General features: G+C 61.9%; 22 protein-coding genes. 14 read left to right on the forward strand and 8 right to left on the reverse strand.

The genetic code is table 11. From position 1 onward, the window contains the following. Window positions 1–57: 57 nt before the first annotated feature. Window positions 58–2,097: a HAMP domain-containing methyl-accepting chemotaxis protein gene (locus ABCW43_RS08965; RefSeq protein ID WP_345923173.1), complete on the reverse strand. Its 2,040-nt coding sequence runs from the start codon at window positions 2,095–2,097 to the stop codon at window positions 58–60. A gap of 493 nt (window positions 2,098–2,590) precedes the next feature. On the opposite strand from ABCW43_RS08965, the gene rpmH reads away from it, so the two are divergent. The 4 genes from rpmH to yihA all read left to right on the forward strand — a co-directional run bounded on the left by rpmH (window position 2,591) and on the right by yihA (window position 5,751). Beyond that, on the forward strand, window positions 2,591–2,725 hold the full coding sequence (gene rpmH / locus ABCW43_RS08970) for a 50S ribosomal protein L34 (RefSeq protein WP_080719113.1): 135 nt from the start codon (window positions 2,591–2,593) through the stop codon (window positions 2,723–2,725). 28 nt (window positions 2,726–2,753) lie between these two features. Then, window positions 2,754–3,146 (forward strand): ribonuclease P protein component, encoded by a 393-nt coding sequence (gene rnpA, locus ABCW43_RS08975; protein WP_345923181.1) that lies wholly within the window; start codon window positions 2,754–2,756, stop codon window positions 3,144–3,146. Next, on the forward strand, window positions 3,146–4,951 hold the full coding sequence (gene yidC, locus ABCW43_RS08980; RefSeq protein WP_345923423.1) for a membrane protein insertase YidC: 1,806 nt from the start codon (window positions 3,146–3,148) through the stop codon (window positions 4,949–4,951). The genes rnpA and yidC overlap by 1 nt, the downstream gene beginning before the upstream one ends. 152 nt (window positions 4,952–5,103) lie before the next feature. Then, the gene (gene yihA, locus ABCW43_RS08985) at window positions 5,104–5,751 is read left to right on the forward strand and encodes a ribosome biogenesis GTP-binding protein YihA/YsxC (RefSeq protein WP_345923425.1); all 648 of its coding nucleotides are present in this window, start codon (window positions 5,104–5,106) and stop codon (window positions 5,749–5,751) included. Between the two features lie 86 nt (window positions 5,752–5,837). Here the strand turns inward: yihA and ABCW43_RS08990 are convergent, their stop codons facing one another. Further along, window positions 5,838–6,395, reverse strand: coding sequence for a fasciclin domain-containing protein (locus ABCW43_RS08990; protein WP_345923183.1), 558 nt, complete (start codon window positions 6,393–6,395; stop codon window positions 5,838–5,840). 352 nt (window positions 6,396–6,747) lie between these two features. Between ABCW43_RS08990 and argB the strand changes: the two genes are divergently transcribed. Beyond that, complete coding sequence (gene argB / locus ABCW43_RS08995; protein WP_210010549.1) at window positions 6,748–7,635, forward strand: acetylglutamate kinase; 888 nt, start codon at window positions 6,748–6,750, stop codon at window positions 7,633–7,635. Between the two features lie 22 nt (window positions 7,636–7,657). Here argB and ABCW43_RS09000 read toward each other — a convergent pair whose 3' ends face one another. Together ABCW43_RS09000 and ABCW43_RS09005 are read right to left on the reverse strand one after the other, a co-directional pair. Further along, window positions 7,658–8,431: an isocitrate lyase/PEP mutase family protein gene (locus tag ABCW43_RS09000; protein ID WP_345923186.1), complete on the reverse strand. Its 774-nt coding sequence runs from the start codon at window positions 8,429–8,431 to the stop codon at window positions 7,658–7,660. Between the two features lie 72 nt (window positions 8,432–8,503). Continuing rightward, a complete protein-coding gene (locus tag ABCW43_RS09005) occupies window positions 8,504–9,406 on the reverse strand; it encodes a DMT family transporter (RefSeq protein WP_345923188.1) in 903 nt (300 codons plus the stop codon). A 105-nt stretch (window positions 9,407–9,511) separates the two neighbouring features. On the opposite strand from ABCW43_RS09005, the gene ABCW43_RS09010 reads away from it, so the two are divergent. Then, a complete protein-coding gene (locus ABCW43_RS09010; protein ID WP_345923191.1) occupies window positions 9,512–10,225 on the forward strand; it encodes a pyrimidine 5'-nucleotidase in 714 nt (237 codons plus the stop codon). A gap of 109 nt (window positions 10,226–10,334) precedes the next feature. Beyond that, window positions 10,335–10,991, forward strand: a complete 657-nt coding sequence (locus ABCW43_RS09015; RefSeq protein WP_345923193.1) for a calcium-binding protein — start codon at window positions 10,335–10,337, stop codon at window positions 10,989–10,991. Window positions 10,992–11,071: 80 nt separating this feature from the next. Here ABCW43_RS09015 and ABCW43_RS09020 read toward each other — a convergent pair whose 3' ends face one another. Continuing rightward, on the reverse strand, window positions 11,072–11,932 hold the full coding sequence (locus ABCW43_RS09020; protein WP_345923195.1) for an LOG family protein: 861 nt from the start codon (window positions 11,930–11,932) through the stop codon (window positions 11,072–11,074). A 136-nt stretch (window positions 11,933–12,068) separates the two neighbouring features. Between ABCW43_RS09020 and dapD the strand changes: the two genes are divergently transcribed. The 4 genes from dapD to ABCW43_RS09040 are packed head-to-tail and all read left to right on the forward strand — an operon-like array spanning window position 12,069 to window position 15,362. Then, window positions 12,069–12,923, forward strand: a complete 855-nt coding sequence (gene dapD, locus ABCW43_RS09025) for a 2,3,4,5-tetrahydropyridine-2,6-dicarboxylate N-succinyltransferase (protein WP_345923197.1) — start codon at window positions 12,069–12,071, stop codon at window positions 12,921–12,923. 8 nt (window positions 12,924–12,931) lie between these two features. Further along, complete coding sequence (gene dapE, locus ABCW43_RS09030) at window positions 12,932–14,128, forward strand: succinyl-diaminopimelate desuccinylase (protein WP_345923199.1); 1,197 nt, start codon at window positions 12,932–12,934, stop codon at window positions 14,126–14,128. Then, the gene (locus ABCW43_RS09035; RefSeq protein ID WP_345923201.1) at window positions 14,112–14,732 is read left to right on the forward strand and encodes a hypothetical protein; all 621 of its coding nucleotides are present in this window, start codon (window positions 14,112–14,114) and stop codon (window positions 14,730–14,732) included. Before dapE ends, ABCW43_RS09035 begins: the two co-directional genes overlap by 17 nt. A 33-nt stretch (window positions 14,733–14,765) precedes the next feature. Further along, complete coding sequence (locus ABCW43_RS09040) at window positions 14,766–15,362, forward strand: hypothetical protein (protein ID WP_345923203.1); 597 nt, start codon at window positions 14,766–14,768, stop codon at window positions 15,360–15,362. Window positions 15,363–15,375: 13 nt separating this feature from the next. Here ABCW43_RS09040 and truA read toward each other — a convergent pair whose 3' ends face one another. From truA to def, 3 genes are read right to left on the reverse strand one after another with little or no spacing between them, the layout of a single operon-like run. Beyond that, a complete protein-coding gene (gene truA / locus ABCW43_RS09045; protein WP_345923205.1) occupies window positions 15,376–16,140 on the reverse strand; it encodes a tRNA pseudouridine(38-40) synthase TruA in 765 nt (254 codons plus the stop codon). Further along, complete coding sequence (fmt, locus tag ABCW43_RS09050) at window positions 16,140–17,075, reverse strand: methionyl-tRNA formyltransferase (protein WP_345923208.1); 936 nt, start codon at window positions 17,073–17,075, stop codon at window positions 16,140–16,142. The genes truA and fmt overlap by 1 nt, the downstream gene beginning before the upstream one ends. 58 nt (window positions 17,076–17,133) lie before the next feature. Further along, a complete protein-coding gene (gene def / locus ABCW43_RS09055) occupies window positions 17,134–17,649 on the reverse strand; it encodes a peptide deformylase (RefSeq protein ID WP_345923210.1) in 516 nt (171 codons plus the stop codon). A 111-nt stretch (window positions 17,650–17,760) separates the two neighbouring features. Between def and ABCW43_RS09060 the strand changes: the two genes are divergently transcribed. From ABCW43_RS09060 to ABCW43_RS09070, 3 genes are all read left to right on the forward strand, one after another. Further along, window positions 17,761–18,966, forward strand: coding sequence for a DNA recombination protein RmuC (locus tag ABCW43_RS09060; protein WP_345923212.1), 1,206 nt, complete (start codon window positions 17,761–17,763; stop codon window positions 18,964–18,966). A 49-nt stretch (window positions 18,967–19,015) separates the two neighbouring features. After that, on the forward strand, window positions 19,016–19,915 hold the full coding sequence (locus ABCW43_RS09065) for a ribokinase (protein ID WP_345923214.1): 900 nt from the start codon (window positions 19,016–19,018) through the stop codon (window positions 19,913–19,915). A gap of 189 nt (window positions 19,916–20,104) precedes the next feature. Then, window positions 20,105–22,465, forward strand: a complete 2,361-nt coding sequence (locus ABCW43_RS09070; RefSeq protein ID WP_345923216.1) for a methyl-accepting chemotaxis protein — start codon at window positions 20,105–20,107, stop codon at window positions 22,463–22,465. The last annotated feature ends 17 nt before the right edge of the window (window positions 22,466–22,482 follow it).

The following is a 22,482-nucleotide window of genomic DNA, read 5'->3' on the forward strand; positions in this document are numbered from 1 at the left end:
AAAGCGGAGAGGGCTGCCCCTCTCCGCTTCCTTATTCGATCGATATACGAACCTGGATCAGAATTCTTCCCATTCTCCGGCCACCGCTGCCGTTGCGACGGCCGCTCCGCCGAAAGCCCGGGAGAGCGCGCCGGTCATCGCCTTGACCGGAGAGGCCCGTGGCCGATGAATGGCGGCCGCGGCAACCGGCCGCGCGGTCCGGACCGGCTCGGCGACCTGCTTGGCGACCTGCTCGCCCTCCTGGCCGATGTCGAAATTGGAGACAAGGGCAAAAAGGCTGTCGGCCTCCGAGGACAATGTCTGCGTCGCCGCGGACGTCTCCTCGACCATGGCGGCATTCTGCTGCGTCACCTGGTCCATCTGGTTGACGGCGGTATTGACCTCGGCGAGCCCCGTCGACTGCTCGCGGGAAGCGACGGCGATCGAGTGGATATGGTCGTTTATGCGCAACACGCGGGTTTCGATTTCCGACAATGCCTCGCCGGTCTTCTGGACCAGCATCACGCCCCCGGCCACTTCCTCGCCGGACTTGCTGATCAAGGCCTTGATGCCCTTTGCGGCACTTGCCGAGCGTTGGGCGAGTTCGCGGACCTCCTGAGCGACGACCGCAAAACCCTTGCCGGCTTCGCCCGCACGGGCGGCCTCGACGCCGGCATTCAGAGCCAGGAGATTGGTCTGGAAGGCGATCTCGTCGATGACATTGGTGATCTGCGCGATCTCGCGGGAGGCCTGCTCGATCCTGCCCATCGCATCGACGGCGCTCCGCACCACCTCGCCCGACTGGACCGCACTCTGCTTGGCCTCGCCGACCATCACCGTTGCCTCATGAGCCCGTTCGGTCGACGTCTTGACGACGGCGGTGATCTCTTCGAGCGCGGCCGACGTTTCTTCCAGCGCCGCTGCCTGCTGTTCGGTACGGCGGGACAGGTCGTTGGTCGCCCGGCTCAGCTCGGCGGCGCTGCCGTTGATGGAGCCGGTGGCGGTGCGGACATTCCGCATCGTGCCCCGCAGCGTGTCCATGGTACCGTTGACATTGTGCTGCAGCTCGGCGAAGGCGCCCTTGAAATTGCCCCGCATGCTGTCGGTGAGGTCGCCCTCGGCAAGGCTTTTTATGACGCGCCTGGTTTCCGACACTCCGGCATCGACGCTGCCGACGAGCATGTCGACGTCACGAGCGAAGCGGTCGAGGCTCTCCTCGCCCCATTGCTTGTCGATGCGGCGGGTAAAATCCCCCTCCGCGGCGGCGGCGACGACGGCGGCCATGCGCGCCTGCAGGTCGTCGTTCTTGCCACGCATGGTCGCTTCGGAAGCATTCATGCGGGCGACTTCGATGCCGTTCTTGCGGAAGATTTCGATTGCGGCGGCCATGTCGCCGATTTCGTCGGCCCGATCAGCCCCATAGACGACCGTATCGAATTCGCCGTCGGCGATATGTTTCATCGCTCCCGTCAGATCGGTGATCGGTTGGCTGAGCTGGCGACGCCCCAGATAGAGGCCGAAACCGGCACCGGCGGCAACGCCTGCCAGGGTAACTGCGGAAACGAGTATGAAAAGGGTTCGCGTGAAGCTGCTGAGTTCTTCATTCACCGCAGCGAGGACGGCCTTGTCGGTGCCGACGATGGCATCGATCTCGGTCTGGTATGCCTTGCGGTTGCTGCGGTTGGCGTCGTTGTTGCCCTGCTCGTTGGCGGCCGCCGGGCTCACCTCGCGACCCAGACGAGCGGTCTCGGTCCGGAAGCCGTTGAACTCCCTGGAACGGGCAAGCAGCTTATCGAATACGGCACGCTCGTCGGCCGGGACGATCTTGTCCCATTCCTTGAGAAGCTTGCCCATCTCATCGAGATACACGAGGATGCCGTCGGCGAATTTTGCGGCCTCCTTGGTATCCTTCGACATGTAGACGCCGCGGGATTCCATCACGACGGCGGTGACGAGCCGGTTCAGGTGTTCGCCCTTGTGCGCCCGGTCTGCGGCCAGTTCATATTGAACCATCATCTGGCGATATTCGGCCATGGCAAACAGCGCCATGCCGCCGATAAAGCAGGCCACAAGGCTCATGAGGCCGACGAGGAGGTTGATTTTCCCTCGAATTTTCATTTCTTTCCCTTCCAGACGGAACTTCTCATGCGAGGAAGGCGGGCCCGCAACCCGGTTTCTCTTCCATTCGGTGCTAAAATTAGCCATTAGAAATTAAAGAAAAGCTTAGAGAAAAACGGGGCTTGCAGCCTCGGCGGGCGCGCCTTTTTCAACTGCCAGCCTCGGTTGAGATATTTTGACGTTTGACAAGGGGATAAGCCGCCCGCCTACTATTTCTCACCCCTCAATTCATGGGGGATATATCGATATGACCGCGTCTGCAGGCGTCGCCGGAAGGCGGCATCGATCAAGATTGGCCGGCTCTCGGCCGACAGCCCAAAAATCCCGGTAGCGATTGACTTTTGCGGCGGAGTCCTCTTATAAGCCGCCCACGTTCAGCTCCGGCGGGCTTGCACGCATGCAGCCGCTTGCGCAGATCGTTTTTCCGAAGCGCTCTTGCCGTCGTGATGACGGCAAACTCCAAGAAGGGCCGCACACCGCGGTATTAAAATAAATGAAGCGTACCTATCAACCGTCCAAGCTTGTTCGCAAGCGCCGCCACGGATTCCGTACCCGCATGGCCACCAAAGGTGGTCGCCTGGTTCTCTCCGCTCGCCGCGCCCGTGGCCGCAAGCGTCTCTCGGCCTAAGGCCTGAGATGCCCGAGACGACCGGGCGATGACGACTGAGACAAAGAACGAGAAAACTGTCGGGCGGCTTAAAAGCCGGCCGCAGTTCCTTGCCGTCCGCGAGGGCGAGGCCCGCCGGGGCCGGAACTTCCTTCTGGAAGTCCTCGATCGAAACCAGCCGGACGAAGCGCCGCGCGTCGGTTTCACTGTTACCAAAAAACATGGCAACGCGGTCGAACGCAACCGCATGCGCCGCCGCCTCCGCGAGGCGGTGAGGCAATCTGCCGGATTTGCAATGAAGAACGGACACGACTATGTGATTGTCGCGCGGCGGGAGGTGCTTACAGCTCCCTTTGCGGCTATGACGGCCCAGCTTGTCGAGCGTATCGAAAGCAAGCCGAGACCAAAGCGGTCCGAGGAGACCCGTTCCAGGAAAGCATGATGGAAAAGAACCGCAATTACTTCATCGCGATCGCGCTCTCGGTGCTGATCGTTCTTGCCTGGCAGTTCCTCTATATGAACCCGAGGATGGAAGCCCAGCGGCGCGCCGAAGAAGCCAGCCGTGCGCTCCAGGGCGAAAGCGCCCAGCCTGTTTCCCCCGAGAGCCCCGGCGCTCAGAGTGGTTCCGGCGTATTGGGCAACCTGCCCGGCGCCAACCCGGCAGCTGCCGCGCTCTCCCGCGACCAGGCGCTGGCACGGTCGCAGCGCGTCCAGATCGAGACCCCGGCAGTGATCGGCTCCATCAACCTGACCGGCGCCCGTTTCGACGACCTCAAGCTGCGCGAATATCACGAGACCGTCGACGACAAGAGCCCGATCATCACGCTGTTTTCGCCGTCCGATACGACCGACGGCTATTTCACGGAAATCGGCTATATCCCGAATGAATCGATCGGCACCGCCCCCGGCACGGGCACGCAGTGGACGCTCGCAAGCGGCGACAAGCTGACCCAGCAGACGCCGGTGACGCTGACCTTCACCAACGAGAAGGGCGTGACCTTCACGCGCACGATTTCGATCGACGACCACTATATGCTGACCGTCGCCGACAAGATCGACAACAAGACGGCCGCGCCGGTGACGCTGACGCCCTATGGCCGCGTGCTGCGCAACAACAAGCCGGCTACGCCGTCCGTCTGGGTCATCCACGAAGGCTTTATCGGCGTGATGGGCGAGAGCGGCAGCCTCGACGAGCACACGTACTCCAATATTGAAAAAGAGCAGTTCACCAACGAGAAGGCCAAGACCGGCTGGCTGGGCATCACCGACAAGTACTGGGCTGCCACCATCGTGCCGCCCCAGACGCTGCCCTATGTCGCACGTTTCTCGCATTTCGCCGGTGCTCAGGCGAGCTATCAGGCGGACTACAAGGGCGACGACCTGACGGTTCAGCCGGGTCAATCCACCGAACTCAAGAACCTCGTCTTCGCCGGCGCCAAGGAAGTGCCCTTGATCTCGCGCTACGAGACGGAGTTCGGCGTTCCGCAGTTCAACCGCCTGATCGACTGGGGATGGTTCTACTTCATCACCAAGCCGATGTTCCAGCTGATGGACTTCTTCTTCCGTCACGTGGGCAATTTTGGCGTGGCGATCCTGCTCACCACCATCGTCGTCAAGGCCCTGTTCTTCCCGCTCGCCAGCAAGCAATACGCTTCCATGGCCAACATGAAGCGCATGCAGCCGAAGATGGAAGAGCTGAAGGCCAAGTTCGGCGACGACCGGATGGGCCTGCAGCAGGCAATGATGGCGCTCTACAAGGAAGAGAAGATCAATCCGATTGCCGGCTGCTGGCCGGTGCTGTTGCAAATCCCGGTCTTCTTCGCGCTCTACAAGGTCATCTACGTCACCATCGAAATGCGGCACGCGCCGTTCTTCGGCTGGATCCAGGACCTGTCTGCTCCCGATCCGACGTCGCTTTTCAACCTCTTCGGCCTGCTGCCCTTCGACGTGCCGCACGCGCTGATGATCGGCGTATGGCCGCTTGTCATGGGCGTTACCATGTTCGTGCAGATGCGCATGAACCCGACGCCGCCGGATCCGACCCAGGCGATGATCTTCACCTGGATGCCGCTGGTGTTCACCTTCATGCTGGCGTCCTTCCCGGCCGGTCTCGTCATCTACTGGGCCTGGAACAACACCCTGTCGGTGACACAGCAGGCGATCATCATGAAGCGCCATGGCGCCAAGATCGAACTCTTCGACAATCTGAAGGGCTTCTTCCGACGAAAAGAGGCCCCGACAAAATAACGTCCGCCAAGACATCGACGAGGAACCCCGGCTGGTCCGGGGTTTTTCTTTTGGAACAAGGCTTGAAAGCCGGAAAGCTTGACATTGTTCGCCAAAACCTTGAAGCCGTGCCCTTCGACAGAACAGGACGACCAGAACCGATGCCCGCAGACATGAGCACGGACGACAAGCCGCTTTTCGGCCACCCCTGGATTTTTATCCGCGGCGTGCCCTCGATGAAGTTCCTGCCACCGGAAGGCCCGCTCGAAGTCGCCTTTGCCGGCCGCTCGAACGTCGGCAAGTCGTCGCTGATCAACGCGCTCGTCGGCCAGAAGGCCTTGGCGCGAACTTCCAATACGCCTGGCCGTACTCAGGAACTCAACTATTTCGTGCCGGACGGCTATTCGGGCGCAGGCACCGACCTGCCGCCGATGGCGCTGGTCGATATGCCGGGCTACGGTTATGCCAAGGCACCGAAGGAAACCGTCGATGCCTGGACCAAGCTCGTCTTCGACTATCTGCGCGGCCGGGCGACACTGAAACGCGTCTATGTGCTGATCGACAGCCGCCACGGCATCAAGAAGAATGACGAGGAAGTACTCGACCTGCTCGACAAGGCCGCGGTCTCCTATCAGATCGTGCTGACCAAGACCGACAAGATCAAGGAACCGGCCGTCGTGAAGCTGCTGGCCGAGACGCAGGAAAAGATCCGCAAGCATCCCGCCGCCTTCCCGTTCGTGCTGTCCACCTCGTCCGAAAAAGGCAAGGGGATCGAGGAACTGCGCCAGGCAATCGCGGAAACCGTCGGCCGGCCGGTCTGACGCTGCCCTATTAGAAACGGCAGATCCGGCCGCCCCGAGAGGCGACCGGAATTTGATGTAAAAACCCAAGGGAATCCGACCGGCTTTTACATTTTCGGCAGCAGAACCTTGTCGACAACGTGGATGACGCCATTCGACTGCTTGACGTCGGCGATCGTGACAGTGGCCGCGCCGCCCGTCTCGTCGGTGAGCGTGATCTTGCCCATGCTTTCCTTTGCCTTCAGGATGCAGCCGCCGACGGTCTTCACGTCATGGGTGCCCTTGTCGTCCTTGATCATCTTCTCGATGGCGGTGGACATGGCGCTGACCGCGACCACATGGCAGGTCAGCACCTTGGTGAGCTGGGCCTTGTTTTCCGGCTTCAGCAGCGTTTCCACCGTGCCCTTGGGCAGAGCGGCGAAGGCTTCATTGGTCGGCGCAAAGACCGTGAACGGACCCTTGCCCTGGAGCGTCTCCACCAGGCCGGCAGCCTTGACGGCAGCGACGAGCGTCGTGTGATCCTTGGAGTTCACGGCATTTTCGACGATGTTCTTGTCTTCGTACATCGCCGCGCCGCCGACCTTCGGATTGGCGGCAAAGGCGGTCACGGCGGTGGCGGACAGAACGGTCGCGATAGCGAGCGTGCGGAATGTGGTGTTGAACATGATGGCTTCCTCTCAACGAAACAAATTGCCCCGGCGCGGATGCGCGCCTCCCAAGGCATGGCGTCCCGACATCGGCGGAGACATCACAAGAGACGGAAGGCGGAGAAGAAGAGTTTCAACGCTGACGCCAAAACCGCCGCTAAACTTTCAAGTTGCTGTTTTCATTTGCCTATATCTATCGGGTCGTTTGCCGACTGCAATGTCTGGGGCTTGCCGCGAGGGGTATTTGCCGGAATACGGCCACCATTTATCCGGTGCCGGCAGGTCGATTGGGCGACAATCTCGCGGACTGATTATTTCCTCTGTCAGAAACATGCGCTAAAAGGCCCCACTTATCATTCAGGGGTATCCGATGACGGCTTCCGAAAGCGAACTTCAGGCCAAGCTTCTGGCGCAGGCGCTGCCCTATATGCAGCGTTACGAAAACAAGACGATCGTCGTGAAATACGGCGGCCACGCCATGGGCGATACGGAACTCGGCAAGGCATTCGCGGCGGATATCGCGCTGTTGAAGCAGTCCGGCGTCAACCCGATCGTCGTGCATGGCGGTGGTCCGCAGATCGGCGCGATGCTGACGAAGATGGGCATCGAATCCAAGTTCGAAGCCGGCCTGCGTGTCACCGACCAGAAGACGGTCGAGATCGTCGAAATGGTTCTCGCCGGCTCGATCAACAAGGAGATCGTCGCGCTGATCAACCAGACCGGCGAATGGGCGATCGGCCTTTGCGGCAAGGACGGCAACATGGTTTTTGCCGAAAAGGCGAAGAAGATCATCGTTGATCCGGACAGCAATATCGAGCGGGTCCTCGATCTCGGCTTCGTCGGCGAAGTGGTGGAGGTCGATCGCACGCTGCTCGACCTGCTCGCCAAGTCGGAAATGATCCCCGTCATCGCCCCGGTCGCTCCGGGGCGCGACGGTGCGACCTATAATATCAATGCCGACACGTTCGCGGGCGCCATCGCCGGGGCGCTCAGCGCCACCCGCCTGCTCTTCCTCACCGACGTTCCGGGCGTGCTCGACAAGGACAAGCAGCTGATCAAGGAACTGACTGTCGCGCAGGCCCAGGCCCTCATCAAGGACGGCACGATCTCCGGCGGCATGATCCCGAAGGTCGAGACCTGCATCGAGGCGATCAAGGCCGGCGTGCAGGGCGTCGTCATCCTGAACGGCAAGACGGCCCACTCGGTGCTGCTGGAAATCTTCACCGAGCACGGCGCGGGCACGCTGATCGTTCCCTGATTGGGGGGGGCGGCTTCAAGACTCAGCCGGCGGCGGTGAAAACCGCCACGGCGTCTTCCTTCAGCTTCGCCATCATCGCCCGATAAGGCCCCGGTCCGTAACTGACCCGGGCAACCCCGAGTTCGCCGAGGCGTTTCGGCGACGGAACGCCGCTGAACATCATGATGTTGACCGGAAGCGGCGAGGCCTCGCACAGCGTCTCGATCAATCCTTCATCTGCCAGGCCCGGCGCGAAGAAGCCGTTGCCGCCGGCCTCAGCATAAGCATTGGCGCGGCGGATCGCTTCATCGAGAAGTGCCGCATGTTTGCCCTCATCACTTTCCTGCAGGAAGAGATCGGTACGGGCGTTGATGAAGAGCGGCATGTCACGAGCGTCCGCCGCTGCTCGGATGGCACGAATGCGCCCGGCCTGCTGCTCCACCGGATAGATGCCGCTACCGCCGACCACCTGATCTTCGAAATTGATACCGATCGCACCGGTGTCCATGACCTTACCAACATTCGCCGTGAGCTGGTCGGAATCCTCGGCATAACCACCTTCAAAATCGACGGTGAGCGGCAGATCAACGGCGGTCGCAATCGACTTTGCCGTGGCAAGCAGTGCTTCGAGCGGCAGGTTCTCGCCGTCGGCATAGCCTTGTGCAGCCGCGACCGACCAGCTTCCGGTGCCGAGCGCCTTGGCGCCCGCATCGGCGACCGCCTTGGCGGTCCCGGCGTCCCAGATATTGTAGATGATGAGCGGATTGCCCTTCCGGTGAAGTACGGCGAACGCGGCCGCCTTGTCGCTCTGAGACATCGATGTTCCTCCTGTTGATCGGACTAACCTAACTGGATTCGATGACGGATGCCGCCGCAAATCGGGCGCCGATCAGGAAAAGAGCAACCCGAGGATGCCGCCGACGATCAAGAGGCAGCCGAGCACTTCCATGCGGTTCACCCGTTCATGGAAAAGGAAATAGGACGCCATGAATGTGAAGACGAGTTCGATCTGGCCGAGCGCGCGGACATAGGCCACCTGCTGCAGGGTCATCGCGGTGAACCAGCCGGCCGAGCCGACGACGCCAGCCAGGCCCACCAGAGAGGACGAACGCCACGAAAGAATGACCTGAACGATCTCTCGCTTGTCCTTCCAGAACATCCAGACCAGCATGAAGGCCGTCTGGAAAGTCGTGACGCAGGCGAGTGTCACCGCTGCCTCCATGATCGGTCCGGGACCGTCGAGCGACAGCGAAGCGCTGCGGTAGGAGACCGCCGAGATGCCGAAGACGGCGCCCGAGGCGATGCCGATCAGGGCGGTGCGGCTGGTCAGCGCGACCAGCATGTTGCGCCAGGAAAGCGGCATGCGCGCCATCGAGATGGTCATCACGCCAACGACGCCGACGATGATCGCCGCGACCGAGCCAAGCGTCAGCTTTTCGCCGAGCAAGACGAAGCCGAATATGGCGGCCTGGACCGGCTCGGTCTTGGAATAGGCCGTCCCGACCGCAAAATTCCTGAGCGAAAAGAGATGCACCAGCATCATGGTCGCAAAGATCTGCGCCAGCCCGCCGATCACCGCCCATAGGGCGAAGGTCCAGTTCAATGCCGGGAACGGATAGCCGACCAAATAATGCAGGCACAGGACATAGAGGATCGCGATCGGAAAGCCGTAGCCGAAGCGCACGAAGCTCGCTCCGCGCGTACCAAGCGACCCCTGCAGGTGCTTCTGCAGGGCAGACCGCAAATTCTGCAGAAAGGCGGCGGCGATGGTGATGGGGATCCAGAGTTCCATATGCTGGCGGTATCACGCGTTCCGGCGGATCGCCAAGGCCGGCTCCGACCGAAAGCGTTCGTCTTTTTCGTTTTCTTTGCCGCCGAGCCGGTGCATAAAGCGGCCATGGAAAAAAAGCCGCAGACCTTGCCCGACCCCACTGATTTTGCCCATGTCCGCGACTGGGTGTTCGATCTCGACAACACGCTTTATCCGCATCACATCAATCTGTTCGCGCAGATCGACAAGAACATGACGGCCTATGTGCAGGAGCTGCTCCAGCTGGAGCCGGCGGAAGCCAAAGCGCTGCAGAAGCGCTATTACCATGAACACGGCACGACGCTGCAGGGCCTGATGCTGAACCACGGCATCGATCCGGACGGGTTTCTCGAACAGGCGCATGCGATCGACTATTCGGCGCTGTTGCCGCATCCGGAACTCGGCGAGGCGATCAAGGCGCTTCCCGGCCGCAAGTTCATCTTCACGAACGGCAGCGTTCCGCATGCGGAGGCAGCCGCCCGGGCACTCGGCATTCTCGAACATTTCGACGACATATTCGACATCGTTGCGGCCGACTATGTGCCAAAGCCCGCAGGCGCGACTTACGACAAGTTCGCCAGCCTGCACCGGGTCGATACGAAAAAGGCCGCGATGTTCGAGGACCTGCCGCGCAATCTGCAGGTGCCGAAGGCGCTCGGCATGCGCACGATCCTCCTTGTGCCCCGCAACCTCGATGCGGTGCTGATGGAGCGTTGGGAGAAACTTACTGATGAGGACGATCACATCGACTATGTGACCGACGACCTGACGGGTTTCCTCACCGGCCTCAACGTCGCCTAAGGTTTTATCCGCATTACTAAAAGTTCATCCACATTACGGATGTTTAAGTGGTTTTGACCGCTGCCGGCTCTATCTTCAGGCTATCGAAACAACCTGAAGGACCACCCCCATGACCGCGAAGAAGATCGCTCTGGCGACCCTTGGAGCAGTGCTGATCGCCGGCGCAGCCATTCCTGCCTTTGCAGCCCCAGGGCGCGATGGTCCCGGCCGCCATGATGGCCCCGGCCGTGCCATGATGCAGGACGTGATGTTCGTGCGCCTCCTGAAGAATGCCGATGCCGACAAGGACGGCAAGATCTCCAAGGACGAGATGGCGGCATTTCAAGACAAGCTCTTCACGGCGGTCGACGCGAACAAGGATGGCTCACTGACCCGCGGCGAGATGTTCGACTATCGTCAGGCGAAGATGGAAGAGCTCCGCAAGAACAACCAGCCGGAAGTCGCCAATACTGCGGAGCAGAAGGACGACCAATCCGACCATGACATGGCGGACCGGCGCGGCGACCATCGCCGAGACCGCGATCATTCCGCATGGAACCATGATGGCCAGGGTCGGCATGGCGGGCGTCGCGAAGATGCTCGCTGGGAACGCCCGCAGGGCCATCAGATGATGGGTCGGGGCATGTTCCGCATGGTCGATGAAGACAAGGACGGCAAGATCACCAAGACGGAAGCCACCGCCGCGTCCGACAAGCTGTTCGCCCGCATGGATACCAACAAGGATGGAACCGTTTCCATCGACGACCTGCCGGACCGCCCCCTCTAGTTCTCCGCCCCCTTGGAACTAGTTCCGACAGTCGTCCAAAGGACCCGCCCCTTCCCCCAAGGGGCGGGTTCTTTTATGGTTCAGTGCTCGTAAAAATCCGAGATGATCTTCCATGCCTCTTCCGCAGTCTCCACAAAATTGATGAGGCTCAGGTCATCCGGCGCGATCGTCCCGAATTCCGCGAGCGCGCCAAAATTGATGATACCGCGCCAGAAAGATTCGCTGAACAGAATGAGCGGTATGCGCTCCATGCGCTTGGTCTGGATGAGGGTGAGCGCCTCGAACATTTCGTCCAGCGTACCGAACCCACCGGGGAAAACGACGACTGCCTTCGCCCGCATCATGAAATGCATCTTGCGGATGGCGAAATAGTGGAAGTTGAAGCTGAGCTCCGGCGTCACGAAGCGGTTGGGAGCCTGCTCATGCGGCAGCATGATATTGAGCCCGATGCTCGGGGCGCCGGCTTCAGCCGCACCGCGATTGCCGGCCTCCATGACGCCGGGACCGCCGCCGGTCACCACCACGTATTCCTCATGATTGTAGCCCGCGGAGTGTTGTCCGCAGAGGGCCGCGAACTTGCGCGCCTCGTCGTAAAAAACCGAAGCTGCTTCGAGGTTCTGGCGCTGGGTGTCGTTGCGGGCGGCCCAGGCGCTCTGGCCGGGAGCCGGGATGCGCGCGCCGCCGAACAGCACAACGGTCGATCTTATGCCCCGCTCGGCCAATGCCATTTCCGTCTTCATCAGCTCAAGCTGAAGCCGGACGGGACGAAGCTCTTCACGGCTCAGGAATTCGTCATCCGCAAAGGCGAGGCGATAGGAACGCGATTCCGTCTGCGGCGTCCTGGGCTGGCCGGCAGCGGCGCTCTTGTCCGCCTTGTTGTCCTTCAGCGGATCCCAGACCCCGCCCTTGCGCCGCGGCCCGTCCTTTTTCGCCTTTGCCATTCGCACGATCCTTCCGGCGTCAAATGCATTGACGCCAATTCACATTGACGCTTGAGTGACGGTCGCTTAGATCAAATGACACCAAATGGCCACCTCTCCCACCATCACGATACAGAGTGACGTTTAAGGATTTCCCATGAGCAGCCCGGACTTCTCTTCTCTCGAAAAGACTATCGAGACGGCATTCGACAACCGCGACACCGTAACGGTTTCGACCAAAGGAGAGATCCGCGACGCGGTCGAGGAGGCGCTCAACCTTTTGGACAGCGGGAAGGCACGGGTTGCAAGCCGGGGCGAAGACGGAACCTGGACGGTCCATCAGTGGCTGAAGAAGGCGGTTCTGCTCTCCTTCCGGCTCAACGACATGGAAGTGGTCAGACACGGTCCCGGCGCCTCGACCTGGTGGGACAAGGTGCCCTCCAAGTTCGAGAACTGGGGGGAAAGCGAGTTCCGTGCGGCCGGATTCCGCGCTGTGCCGAACGCGGTGGCACGTCGCTCGGCCTATATCGCCAAAAACGTTGTCCTGATGCCCTCCTTCGTCAACCTCGGCGCCTACGTCGATGAGGGCACGATGGTCGATACCTGGGCGACGGTCGGTTCCTGCGCCCAGATCGGCAAGCACGTGCATCTTTCCGGCGGCGTCGGCATCGGCGGGGTGCTGGAGCCGATGCAGGCGGGCCCGACCATCATCGAGGACAATTGCTTCATCGGCGCCCGCTCGGAAGTGGTCGAAGGCTGCATCGTCCGTGAGGGTTCAGTGCTCGGCATGGGCGTGTTCATCGGCAAGTCGACCAAGATCGTCGACCGCGCCACCGGCGAGATCAGCTATGGCGAAGTGCCGCCCTATTCCGTCGTCGTAGCCGGCACGCTGCCGGGCAAACCGTTCCCGAACGGCGAGCCAGGCCCCGGCCTCTATTGCGCCGTGATCGTCAAGCGCGTCGATGAAAAGACCCGTTCCAAAACCGGTATCAACGAACTGCTGCGCGACTGACCCGTCAGATGTCCAGTGCCGATCCCATCGCCACTCTCCAGACGCTTATCCGCTGCCCTTCGGTGACACCCGCCGAAGGCGGCGCGCTGGCAGCGCTGGAGGCCATGCTGCTTCCGCTCGGTTTCAAGGTCGAGCGGATGGTGGCGACGGAACCCGGCATGCCGGACATCGAGAACCTCTATGCCCGGCTCGGCACCGAAGGCCCGCACCTGATGTTTGCAGGGCATACGGACGTGGTGCCGCCGGGAGATGAAACCTCGTGGAGCCGACCGCCCTTTGCTGGCGAGATTGTCGGCGATGAGCTGTTCGGCCGCGGCGCGGTCGACATGAAAGGCGGCATCGCCTGTTTCGTCGCCGCCGTAGCCCGCCATATCGAGCAGCATGGCGCGCCAAAAGGTTCGATCTCCTTTCTGATTACCGGCGACGAGGAAGGCCCAGCCGTCAATGGAACCGAGAAGCTGCTGAAATGGGCGGCCGGACGGGGCGAGACCTGGGATGCCTGCCTGGTCGGCGAGCCGACCAACCCGGACATACTCGGCGACATGATCAAGATCGGCCGGCGCGGTTCGGTCTCCGGCAAGATTACCGTCTTCGGCGTCCAGGGCCACGCGGCCTATCCGCATCTGGCCGACAATCCGGTGCGCGGACTCCTGCCGCTTGCATCTGCGCTGATGGACCCGCCCTTCGACGGCGGCACCCCGGAGTTCCCGGCCTCCAATCTGGAAGTGACATCCATCGATGTCGGCAATCCGGCGACCAACGTCATTCCGGCAAAAGCCACCTTCGCTTTCAACATCCGTTTCAACGACACCTGGACCGCCGATACCGTCAAGGCCGAGATCATCAGGCGACTCGACGCGGCAGCAGTCGGCAGCCCGCTTCGCCCAGGCCGCGATCCGGCGCGCTACGACATCACCTGGGCCGAGCGACCGAGCCACGTGTTCCTCACCCGCAACAACGCCCTGATCGCTTCGCTTTCCGGCGCCGTTGAAAGTGTGACCGGCAAGGTGCCGAAACTCTCCACAACCGGCGGCACATCGGATGCCCGGTTCATCAAGGATTATTGCCCCGTTGTCGAATTCGGCCTGGTCGGCCAGACCATGCACATGATCGACGAGCGCGTGGCCCTTGCCGATCTGGAGACGCTTACCCAAATCTATGGGACCTTCATCTCCCGCTGGTTCGATAATGCCCTCCTATCATGACGTCAGGCTCTACCTCGGCGGCCTCTGGCTGCTGATCCGCGGCGATGCGCGCGGTTTGCGGCCATTCGATATTTCGGACGAAGGCGTGTTGCGTTCGTTCTGGGCAGTCGCCTGGTGTGCGCCGGCATTAATTATCGGCTGGATCTTTCGGCGAATGGAATACCTTCGCCATTTCCCTCAACGAGAGGACTATTCCTTCATCTTCTTCCTGAAGATGCTGGTTCTCGAAGCGGCCCAATGGATGGTGCCGACTGTCGCGCTCGTCGCCCTCGGCCTCATTTTGCGCTTCATGCCGCTCGTGCGGATTCTGATCGTGCTGCGCAACTGGTTTGCCGTCCCGCTCGCCTATGCGGCCTATGTCATCCTAGCGCCTCTCTCCTTCCTTTCAGATCAACATGGCGCCCTTGCAAGCCTTGCCGGCTACGGCTCGATGGCGCTGGCGGCATCCCTTCTGATCGCGGCGCTTTTTCTCATGTGGTGCATTCTGAGAACGGTCATGGGCGGCCCGGTGATGATACGAGTTGCGACCCTGGGGCTCGTGGTTCTGGCCGAAATTATCGTTGCGCGCAGACTGGAGAATCTCATGGGGGTTTCGTTAACCTGATGCGTGATTTCGCCGTTTTGCGGGGAGGCCGCCTTGCCCTCCTATCCTGAAGTCAGACTATATCTGAGCGGTCTCTGGCTGCTGATCCGGGGCGATGCGCAGGGTTTCCGCCTGCTCGACATTTCCGATCGCGGCATGATGCGCTCGTTCTGGGCATTCCTCTGGTGCCTGCCGGGAGCTTTCATATCCTGGCTGTGGTGGCGCGACTATCTGCTGGACAGCATGCCGCCCGGCGCCCGGATCGGCGGGATGTTCTTCGTTCGCATGGCGATGCTGGAAATCTTCAACTGGCTGGTGCCATTGATCCTTGCCGGCGTACTCTGCTCTCTTCTCGGCATTGCCCGAAAGTTTCCGGCGGTCGTCGTCACCGTCAACTGGCTCTCGGTTCCGTTTTCCTATCTCTACGGCCTGCTGAGCCTGCGCTTCCTGTTGCCGTCCAGCCTCGATACCGCGCTGGCGCTTGTCCATTTCGCCCTGCTGATCGTCATGATCATCGCGGTCTCACGGGTGATGCGGATGATCTGCGGGCCGCAGCCGCTGATGATCACCACGCTGGTGCTGGTGCTGATCGTGCCGGGCATGCTGCTGACCGAAGCGCTGCAGCGTTTCCTCGGCATCTATCCGCTCTGATGAAGCAGGCGCTTCAGGGCTCTACGGGGTCGCCCGGATAATCGACGCGCATGAAATAAAGCCCCTCCGGCGGCGCCACCGGGCCGCAGGCCTTGCGATCGCGCGCATCCAGCGCTGCGCGGACGTCTGCCGGCGTCATGCGGCCTTCGCCGGCGAGTTTCAGCGTACCGGCGAGCGAACGTATCTGATTGTGCAGGAAACTCTGCGCCGTGGCGCGAATTTCGATCAGATCGCCGCTACGCGTTACGTCCAGCAGATCCAATGTGCGGACGGGGCTTTTCGCCTGGCAATGAACCGAACGAAATGTCGTGAAGTCATGCTTTCCGACCAGTGTCTGGGCGGCGGCGTGCATGACTTCGTGGTCCAGATCCCGGGTCACCCACCAGGCGCGCTTTGCCTCCAGCGCCAATGGTGCGGCGCGCGAAATGATACGGTAGAGATAATGCCGACGCACGGCCGAAAAGCGGGCATCAAATGCGTCATCGACAGCCCGCACATCAATGACCGCCACCTTCTCGTGAGCCATTCCCAGATAGGCGTTCAGCGCATTGCGCAGCTTGTGCGGCTCCCATGGCCGCGAGAGATCCACGTGCACGACCTGTCCGCGCGCGTGAACGCCGGAATCCGTGCGCCCGGCACCCTTGACCAGCACCGTTTCCTTGGTCAGCGCCAGGATGGCTTTTTCAAGTGCCGACTGGACCGAATGGCCGTTTTCCTGCTTCTGCCAGCCGACATAAGGCGTGCCGTCATATTCGACGGTCATGCGGAATCGTGGCATCAGGAGAGCCTCGTGCCAGGCCCAAGCGGCGTGCCCCGCAGGAACTCAGCCGCCGCCAGGGGCTTAGCCCCCGCCTTCTGCAATTTCAGGAGCCGCACGGCCCCTTCGCCGCAGGCAACGGTCAACGTGTCGTCCAAAACCGTTCCGGGCTCGCCCTGCCCTTCGCCGACCTCCGACCCGAGAACCTTTACCCGCTCCGGCTTTCCGTTGATCTCGGCCTCGAACCACGCGCCGGGAAACGGTGACAGGCCGCGGATATGGTTATGCAGATCGCGCGCGGGCTTCGAAAAATCGATGCGGGTCTCGCCCTTGTCGATCTTGGCGGCATAAAGCACGCCTTCCGGCGATTGCGGCGTCAGCGGCAGGTCTCCGGCTTCGAGTTTCCCCATCGCCTCGACCATGGCACGGGCTCCGACCAGCATCAGCTTGTCGTGCAGTTCGCCGGCGGTCATGTTGTCGCCGATTTCCACTTCGCTCGTCAGCGCGACGGGGCCGGTATCTAGGCCCTTTTCCATCTGCATGACCATCATGCCGGTTTTCCTGTCACCCGCCATGATCGCCCGCTGGATCGGCGCTGCGCCGCGCCACCGCGGCAGGAGCGAAGCGTGGCCGTTGTAGCAACCGAGCCTGGTACCCGTCAGGATCGCTTCCGGAAGCAGCAGGCCATAAGCGACGACGACGGCAACATCCGCATCGAACGCACGGAATTTCTCACGCTCTTCGGAATCCTTGAAATTCACCGGCGTGGAGACGGGGATGCCGAGCAGTTCCGCGGCCTGATGCACCGGCGACTTCACCAGATCGAGCCCACGCCGGCCGGCCGGGCGCGGCGGCTGGGTATAGACCGCGACGATCTCGTGGCCCGCATGCTTGAGGCTCTGCAGGGTCGGCACGGAAAATTCCGGGGTTCCCATGAAGATGATGCGAAGAGACATGGACGTTCCGCGTCTCAAGAGACCGCGCCTTCTTAACTCGGATCGCCCGAGCGACGGTTCAGACCGCCTTGGACTTGGCAGCCTTGGTGAATTTCTTGATCACCATCTCGCGCTTCAGGCGGGAGATATGGTCGATGAAAAGCACGCCATTCAGGTGATCGATCTCATGCTGGAGGCAGGTGGCCAGCAGCCCATCGGCCTCCACCACATATTCCTTGCCGTCGCGGCCGAGATGCTTGACGCTGACGGTCGCCGGGCGTTCCACCTCGGCATAATATTCCGGAATGGAAAGGCAGCCCTCTTCATAGACCGCAATTTCGTCGGAGGATCTGACGATCTCCGGGTTGATGAAGACCTGCGGCTGTTTTTCCTCGCCCTCACGGGCAATGTCCACGACGAGGAGGCGGCGCGGCACGCCGATCTGGATCGCGGCAAGGCCGATGCCCGGAGCGTCGTACATGGTCTCAAGCATGTCGTCCGCGAGCTTCAGAAGCTCGGCGTCAACGCGCTCGATCGGCTTGGAAACCTGGCGCAGGATCGGGTCAGGCAGAATAATCAGAGGCTTGATCGTCATGGCTTCCCATAACCCATCTTTTTTTCCGAAGAAATAGAAATTACATCTCCAGGAAGCACAATGTTCACGTTTTGATCTTTTCAAGTGGCAAATTTCTGTTAGCTTCCGGTCATGAATAATCTTCTCGCAAGTCTTTACCGTTTTTTCGACGATCCGCGCGCTGCCGTCGTGGCGGTGATGTGTGGAGCGGCATTGCTGCTGTTATGGCTCTTCCTGGCGCGCCGGGCGTCGCTTCAGCGGCAGGAAGATGCGGCCCTGCGGGCGATGGAGGGCGAGGCCCGGCTTTCCGAACTTCTGCGGGCACAGAGCGAAATGCAAGGCAGGCTTTCGGCGATGGCGGAGACGCTTTCGACGCGGCAGTCGGAACTTAACCAGTCGGTCAGCCAGCGGCTTGACGGCATGACGCACCGGATCGGCGCGACGATCACCGAACAGACCAAATCGACGCACGAGAACCTGCGGCGGCTGCAGGAACGGCTGGCGGTGATCGACGCTGCACAGAACAATATCCAGACCCTCGCAAAGGACGTCGTCGGCCTGCAGGCGATCCTGTCGAACAAGCAGACACGCGGCGCCTTCGGCCAGGGCCGAATGGAAGCGATCATTGCCGACGGGTTGCCGATGGGCGCCTACGGCTTCCAGACCACGCTTTCGAACGGGACCCGGCCCGACTGCACGATCAGGATGCCGAACGGCGCTCCGCCTTTGGTGATCGATGCCAAATTTCCGCTTGAAGCCTGGAACGCTTTTCGCGAGGCCGCCGCCCCTGAGGCCCGGCGGGCCGCCAGCCAGGCCTTCAAGCGAGATCTCGAAGTGCATATCCGCGATGTCTCGGAAAAATACCTGATCCCGGGCGAAACGCAGGAAATGGCCTTCCTCTTCGTGCCGTCGGAATCGATCTTCGCCGAGATCCACGAGCATTTCGAGAGCGCTGTGCACAAGGCGCAACGTTCCCGCATCGTCATTGTCTCTCCCTCTCTCCTGATGCTGTCCATCCAAGTCATCCAGGCCGTGCTGAAGGACCAGCGGATGCGCGAGCAGGCGCATCTCATCCAGGGCGAGGTGGCGCTGCTGATCGAGGATCTCTCACGTCTCGACGACCGCACCCGCAAGCTCCAGGCGCATTTCTTCGCGGCGCAGAAGGATGTCGAGCAGATCATGACCTCCACCGACAAGCTCAACCGCCGCGGCGCCAGGATCGAGGCTCTCGAACTCGAGGCTCCGGTGGTGACCGAAGCAGCCCGCGACCTGCCACAGGCGAAGGTGGTCGAAAGCCGTACCGGCCTTCTCAAACTGCGGGTGGTTGACGAGGAGTGACCCTCTCGGGCAGTGTCGCGCGACTTTAAATCAAGCAAGCAGGCCCACCATGATCACCGTCCTCGGCTCCATCAACATGGATCTCATCGCCACGACCGAGCGTCTGCCCCAACCGGGCGAAACGGTTGAGGGATCAAGCTTTGCGACCGCCGCCGGTGGCAAGGGCGCCAACCAGGCTCTCGCCGCCCGCCGTGCCGGAAGCGCGGTGCATATGGCCGGAGCCGTTGGGGAGGATGGTTTTGCCACGCCGGCGCTGGCACTTCTCGATGACGCGAAGGTCGATCTCTCCGCGGTCGCGCGCGTAACCGATCCAACCGGCACGGCCTTGATCCTGGTGGGCGGCACGGGCGAAAACATGATCGCGGTGGTGGCCGGCGCCAACGGTACGGTGAGCGCGGCGCAGGCCGAGGCGGCGGTCGACGCCATGAAAACCGACGATATCCTGATGCTGCAACTCGAAATCCCAGCCGAGGCGGTAGAGACGGCGCTCAACGCGGCGCGTGCCAAAGGCGTGCTGACGGTGATCAACACGGCGCCGCTGACCGGCGATGCGGCCCGGCTTGCCCGGCTCGCAGATATCGTGGTCGCCAACGAGACGGAATTCGAACTGCTGGCCGGAAGCCCGATCGCCGACGCAGAGGCACGCCAGGCGACGTTGAAAAAATTGCATGCCGAAACCGGCCAGACATTCGTCGTCACACTCGGGGGCGACGGCGTGATCGCAATCCGCGACGGAGAGATCGTCACCGCCGAGGGGTTGAAGATCGAGCCGGTCGATACGGTCGGCGCCGGCGACACGTTTTGCGGTTACCTGGCCGCCAGCCTCGAACAGGGGCTCGATTTTGCGAAAGCGCTTCGCCGGGCCGCGGTGGCCGGTTCGCTCGCCTGCCTCACCCGTGGCGCCCAGCCGTCGATCCCGCCGGCAGAGGCCGTCGATGCCAGGGTCTGAGCTGCCCCGATCAAACACCCGCTGCATTTTCGCGGCGGTGCGAGGGCATGCGTTACAATTTTAGTTAAAGTTAAGATATCCCTTTTAGGGTCGCGATCGATATCTCCGCGGGGGCGGGATTCGATCGTGATCCGCCTCGCGACAGCTCCATGAAGGAGCCTCACCTCAGTCCGCAATGCGAGGCAATCGATGTTTTCGCTCAAGATCAAGTCACTCTCCACGAAACTCATACTGGTAACGAGCCTGGTCATCGCCGTCGTTCTGGTTCTCTCCAACCTCTTCCTGATTTCCCAAACCCGTAACCGCGTCTCGACGCTGACCATGGCGCAGGCGCAGGCCGAGGCGCGCTCGATCGCCAACGAAGTTGCCGTCGACATGGGCCAGCTTGCCGGCGCCGCACGCTCGATGGCCGGCGTGATCGGCCGCGGTCATGCTGCGGGTTATCTCGACCGCAAGGGTGTCACCGACGCTCTCAAGGCCAATCTGGAGCAGAATGTCTTTGCCTATGGCAGCTGGTTCGCCGAAGTTCCGGGCGTATTCGACGGGAAGAACGCGGAGCTCGTCGGCAACAAGGAGATGGGCGCCAACAAGAAGGGGGAGCTTGCCCCTTACTGGACCAAGAGCCGCACCGGCGATATCGCCTATAGCGTCTTCGACATCGATACCCAGGCGGAATGGTATTCGCTCGCGGCGACCTCGAAAAAAGGTTCGCTCACCCAGCCCTATATCGAAAGCACGACGGGCGACGCCGTCGCCATGAGCTCCGTCGCCTACCCCGTCATGTCCGGCTCCAAGCTTCTCGGAGTTGCCGGCCTCGACGTTTCGATGGCCACTTTGACGAAGAAACTCCAGGCGATGCGGCCGTTCGGCTCCGGCCGGGTTCTCCTGGTGTCGCAAGGCGGCAAATGGATCGTGCCCGTCAATCCCGACAAGCTGATGAAGCCGGTCGAAGGCGAGAAAACAAACGAGCTGCTGGCCGCGCTGAAGTCGAACCAGCCGATCCAGCTCGACAACCTGACCGCCGATGCGGCGGAACCCTTTGAACGCGTCGTCTATCCGTTCACGGTTCCGGACCTCAACGCCACCTGGGCGATCGTCCTGGACGTGCCGCAGAGCGTGATCGCCGCACCGGTTCAGGACCAAACACTGATGATGGTGCTCGGTGGGATCGTCGTGATGGCGGCCTGCATCGCGACCCTTTATTTCGGCAGCACCGTCTTCGTGCGGCGGCCTCTCGGGGCGCTGCTCGGCAGCGTCGACACCTTGAGCAAGGGCCAGTTCGAGCAGCCGGTCGAGGGCCAGGACCGCACCGACGAAATCGGCTCGCTGGCCGGCGCGCTCGAAGGCTTCCGCCACACGCTGGCGGACGGCCGGCGGCTCGAAACGGAGGCGGAAGCACAGCGCCATGCGGCGGAAAGCGAGCGCCACCGTTCCGAAGGCGAGCGGGAAGCGAACGCCCAGCAGCAGCAGCGTATCGTCAGCTCGCTCGCCAATGGCCTGGCGGAACTCTCCAACGGTAATCTCGGCTATCGCATCCAGGACGATTTCCCGGGCGAATATGCGAAGCTGAAGGTCGACTTCAACAAGGCGCTGGAAAGCCTCGAGGAGACGATCGCGACGGTGAGCTCGACCGTCTACAATATCGGCAATGGCAGCCGTGAAATCACAACCAGCGCCCAGGACCTGTCGCGCCGGACAGAGCAGCAGGCGGCAAGCCTCGAGGAAACCGCAGCCGCACTCAACGAGCTTACTGCGCAGGTGAATTCAAGCGCCGAGAACGCCAGCTCCGCCGCCGCTACGGTCAACCTCGCCTGCGACGATGCGGAAAAGTCCGGCGAAGTCGTACAGAAGGCCGTCGCCTCGATGCAGGGCATTGCCCAGTCCTCGCAGGAAATCTCGCGCATCATCGGGGTCATCGACGAGATCGCCTTCCAGACCAACCTGCTGGCGCTGAATGCCGGCGTCGAGGCAGCCCGCGCCGGTGAAGCCGGCAAGGGTTTTGCTGTCGTCGCACAGGAAGTCCGCGAACTCGCCCAGCGTTCCGCCACCGCTGCCAAGGAGATCAAGGCGCTCATCAACGCATCGACCAGCCAGGTCGGCGACGGTGTGGACCTGGTCGGCAAGGCTGGCGACACGCTGCAGAAGATCGCCGTGCAGGTGATGCAGATCAACGGGTTGATCCGCCAGATCTCGGCGTCGGCAAGCGAACAGGCCGTCGGCCTCAAGGAGGTCAACTCGGCCGTCAACCAGATGGACCAGGTGACCCAACAGAACGCTGCGATGGTGGAAGAGACCACCGCCGCAAGCACGGTGTTGAGCACGGAAGCGGAAACGCTGAAGTCGCTTGTCGCCCGGTTCCGCGTCTCCGCACATGCTGCTAGCCACAATCAAAATGCTCCGCAGGCACTGCGTCAGGTGGCCCAGACCATGCGGGCGCCGCGGGCGAGCCAGCCAGCACCGGCCCCGGCTCCGCGTGCCAAGCCCGACCCGAGGGCTGCGATCTCCCACGGTTCAGCCGCCGTCGCATCCGACGACTGGCAGGAATTCTGATCGCACCTGCAGGCGAA

This window comes from Neorhizobium tunisiense (genome assembly GCF_039631515.1).
In the GTDB taxonomy this organism is placed as follows: Bacteria; Pseudomonadota; Alphaproteobacteria; order Rhizobiales; family Rhizobiaceae; genus Neorhizobium.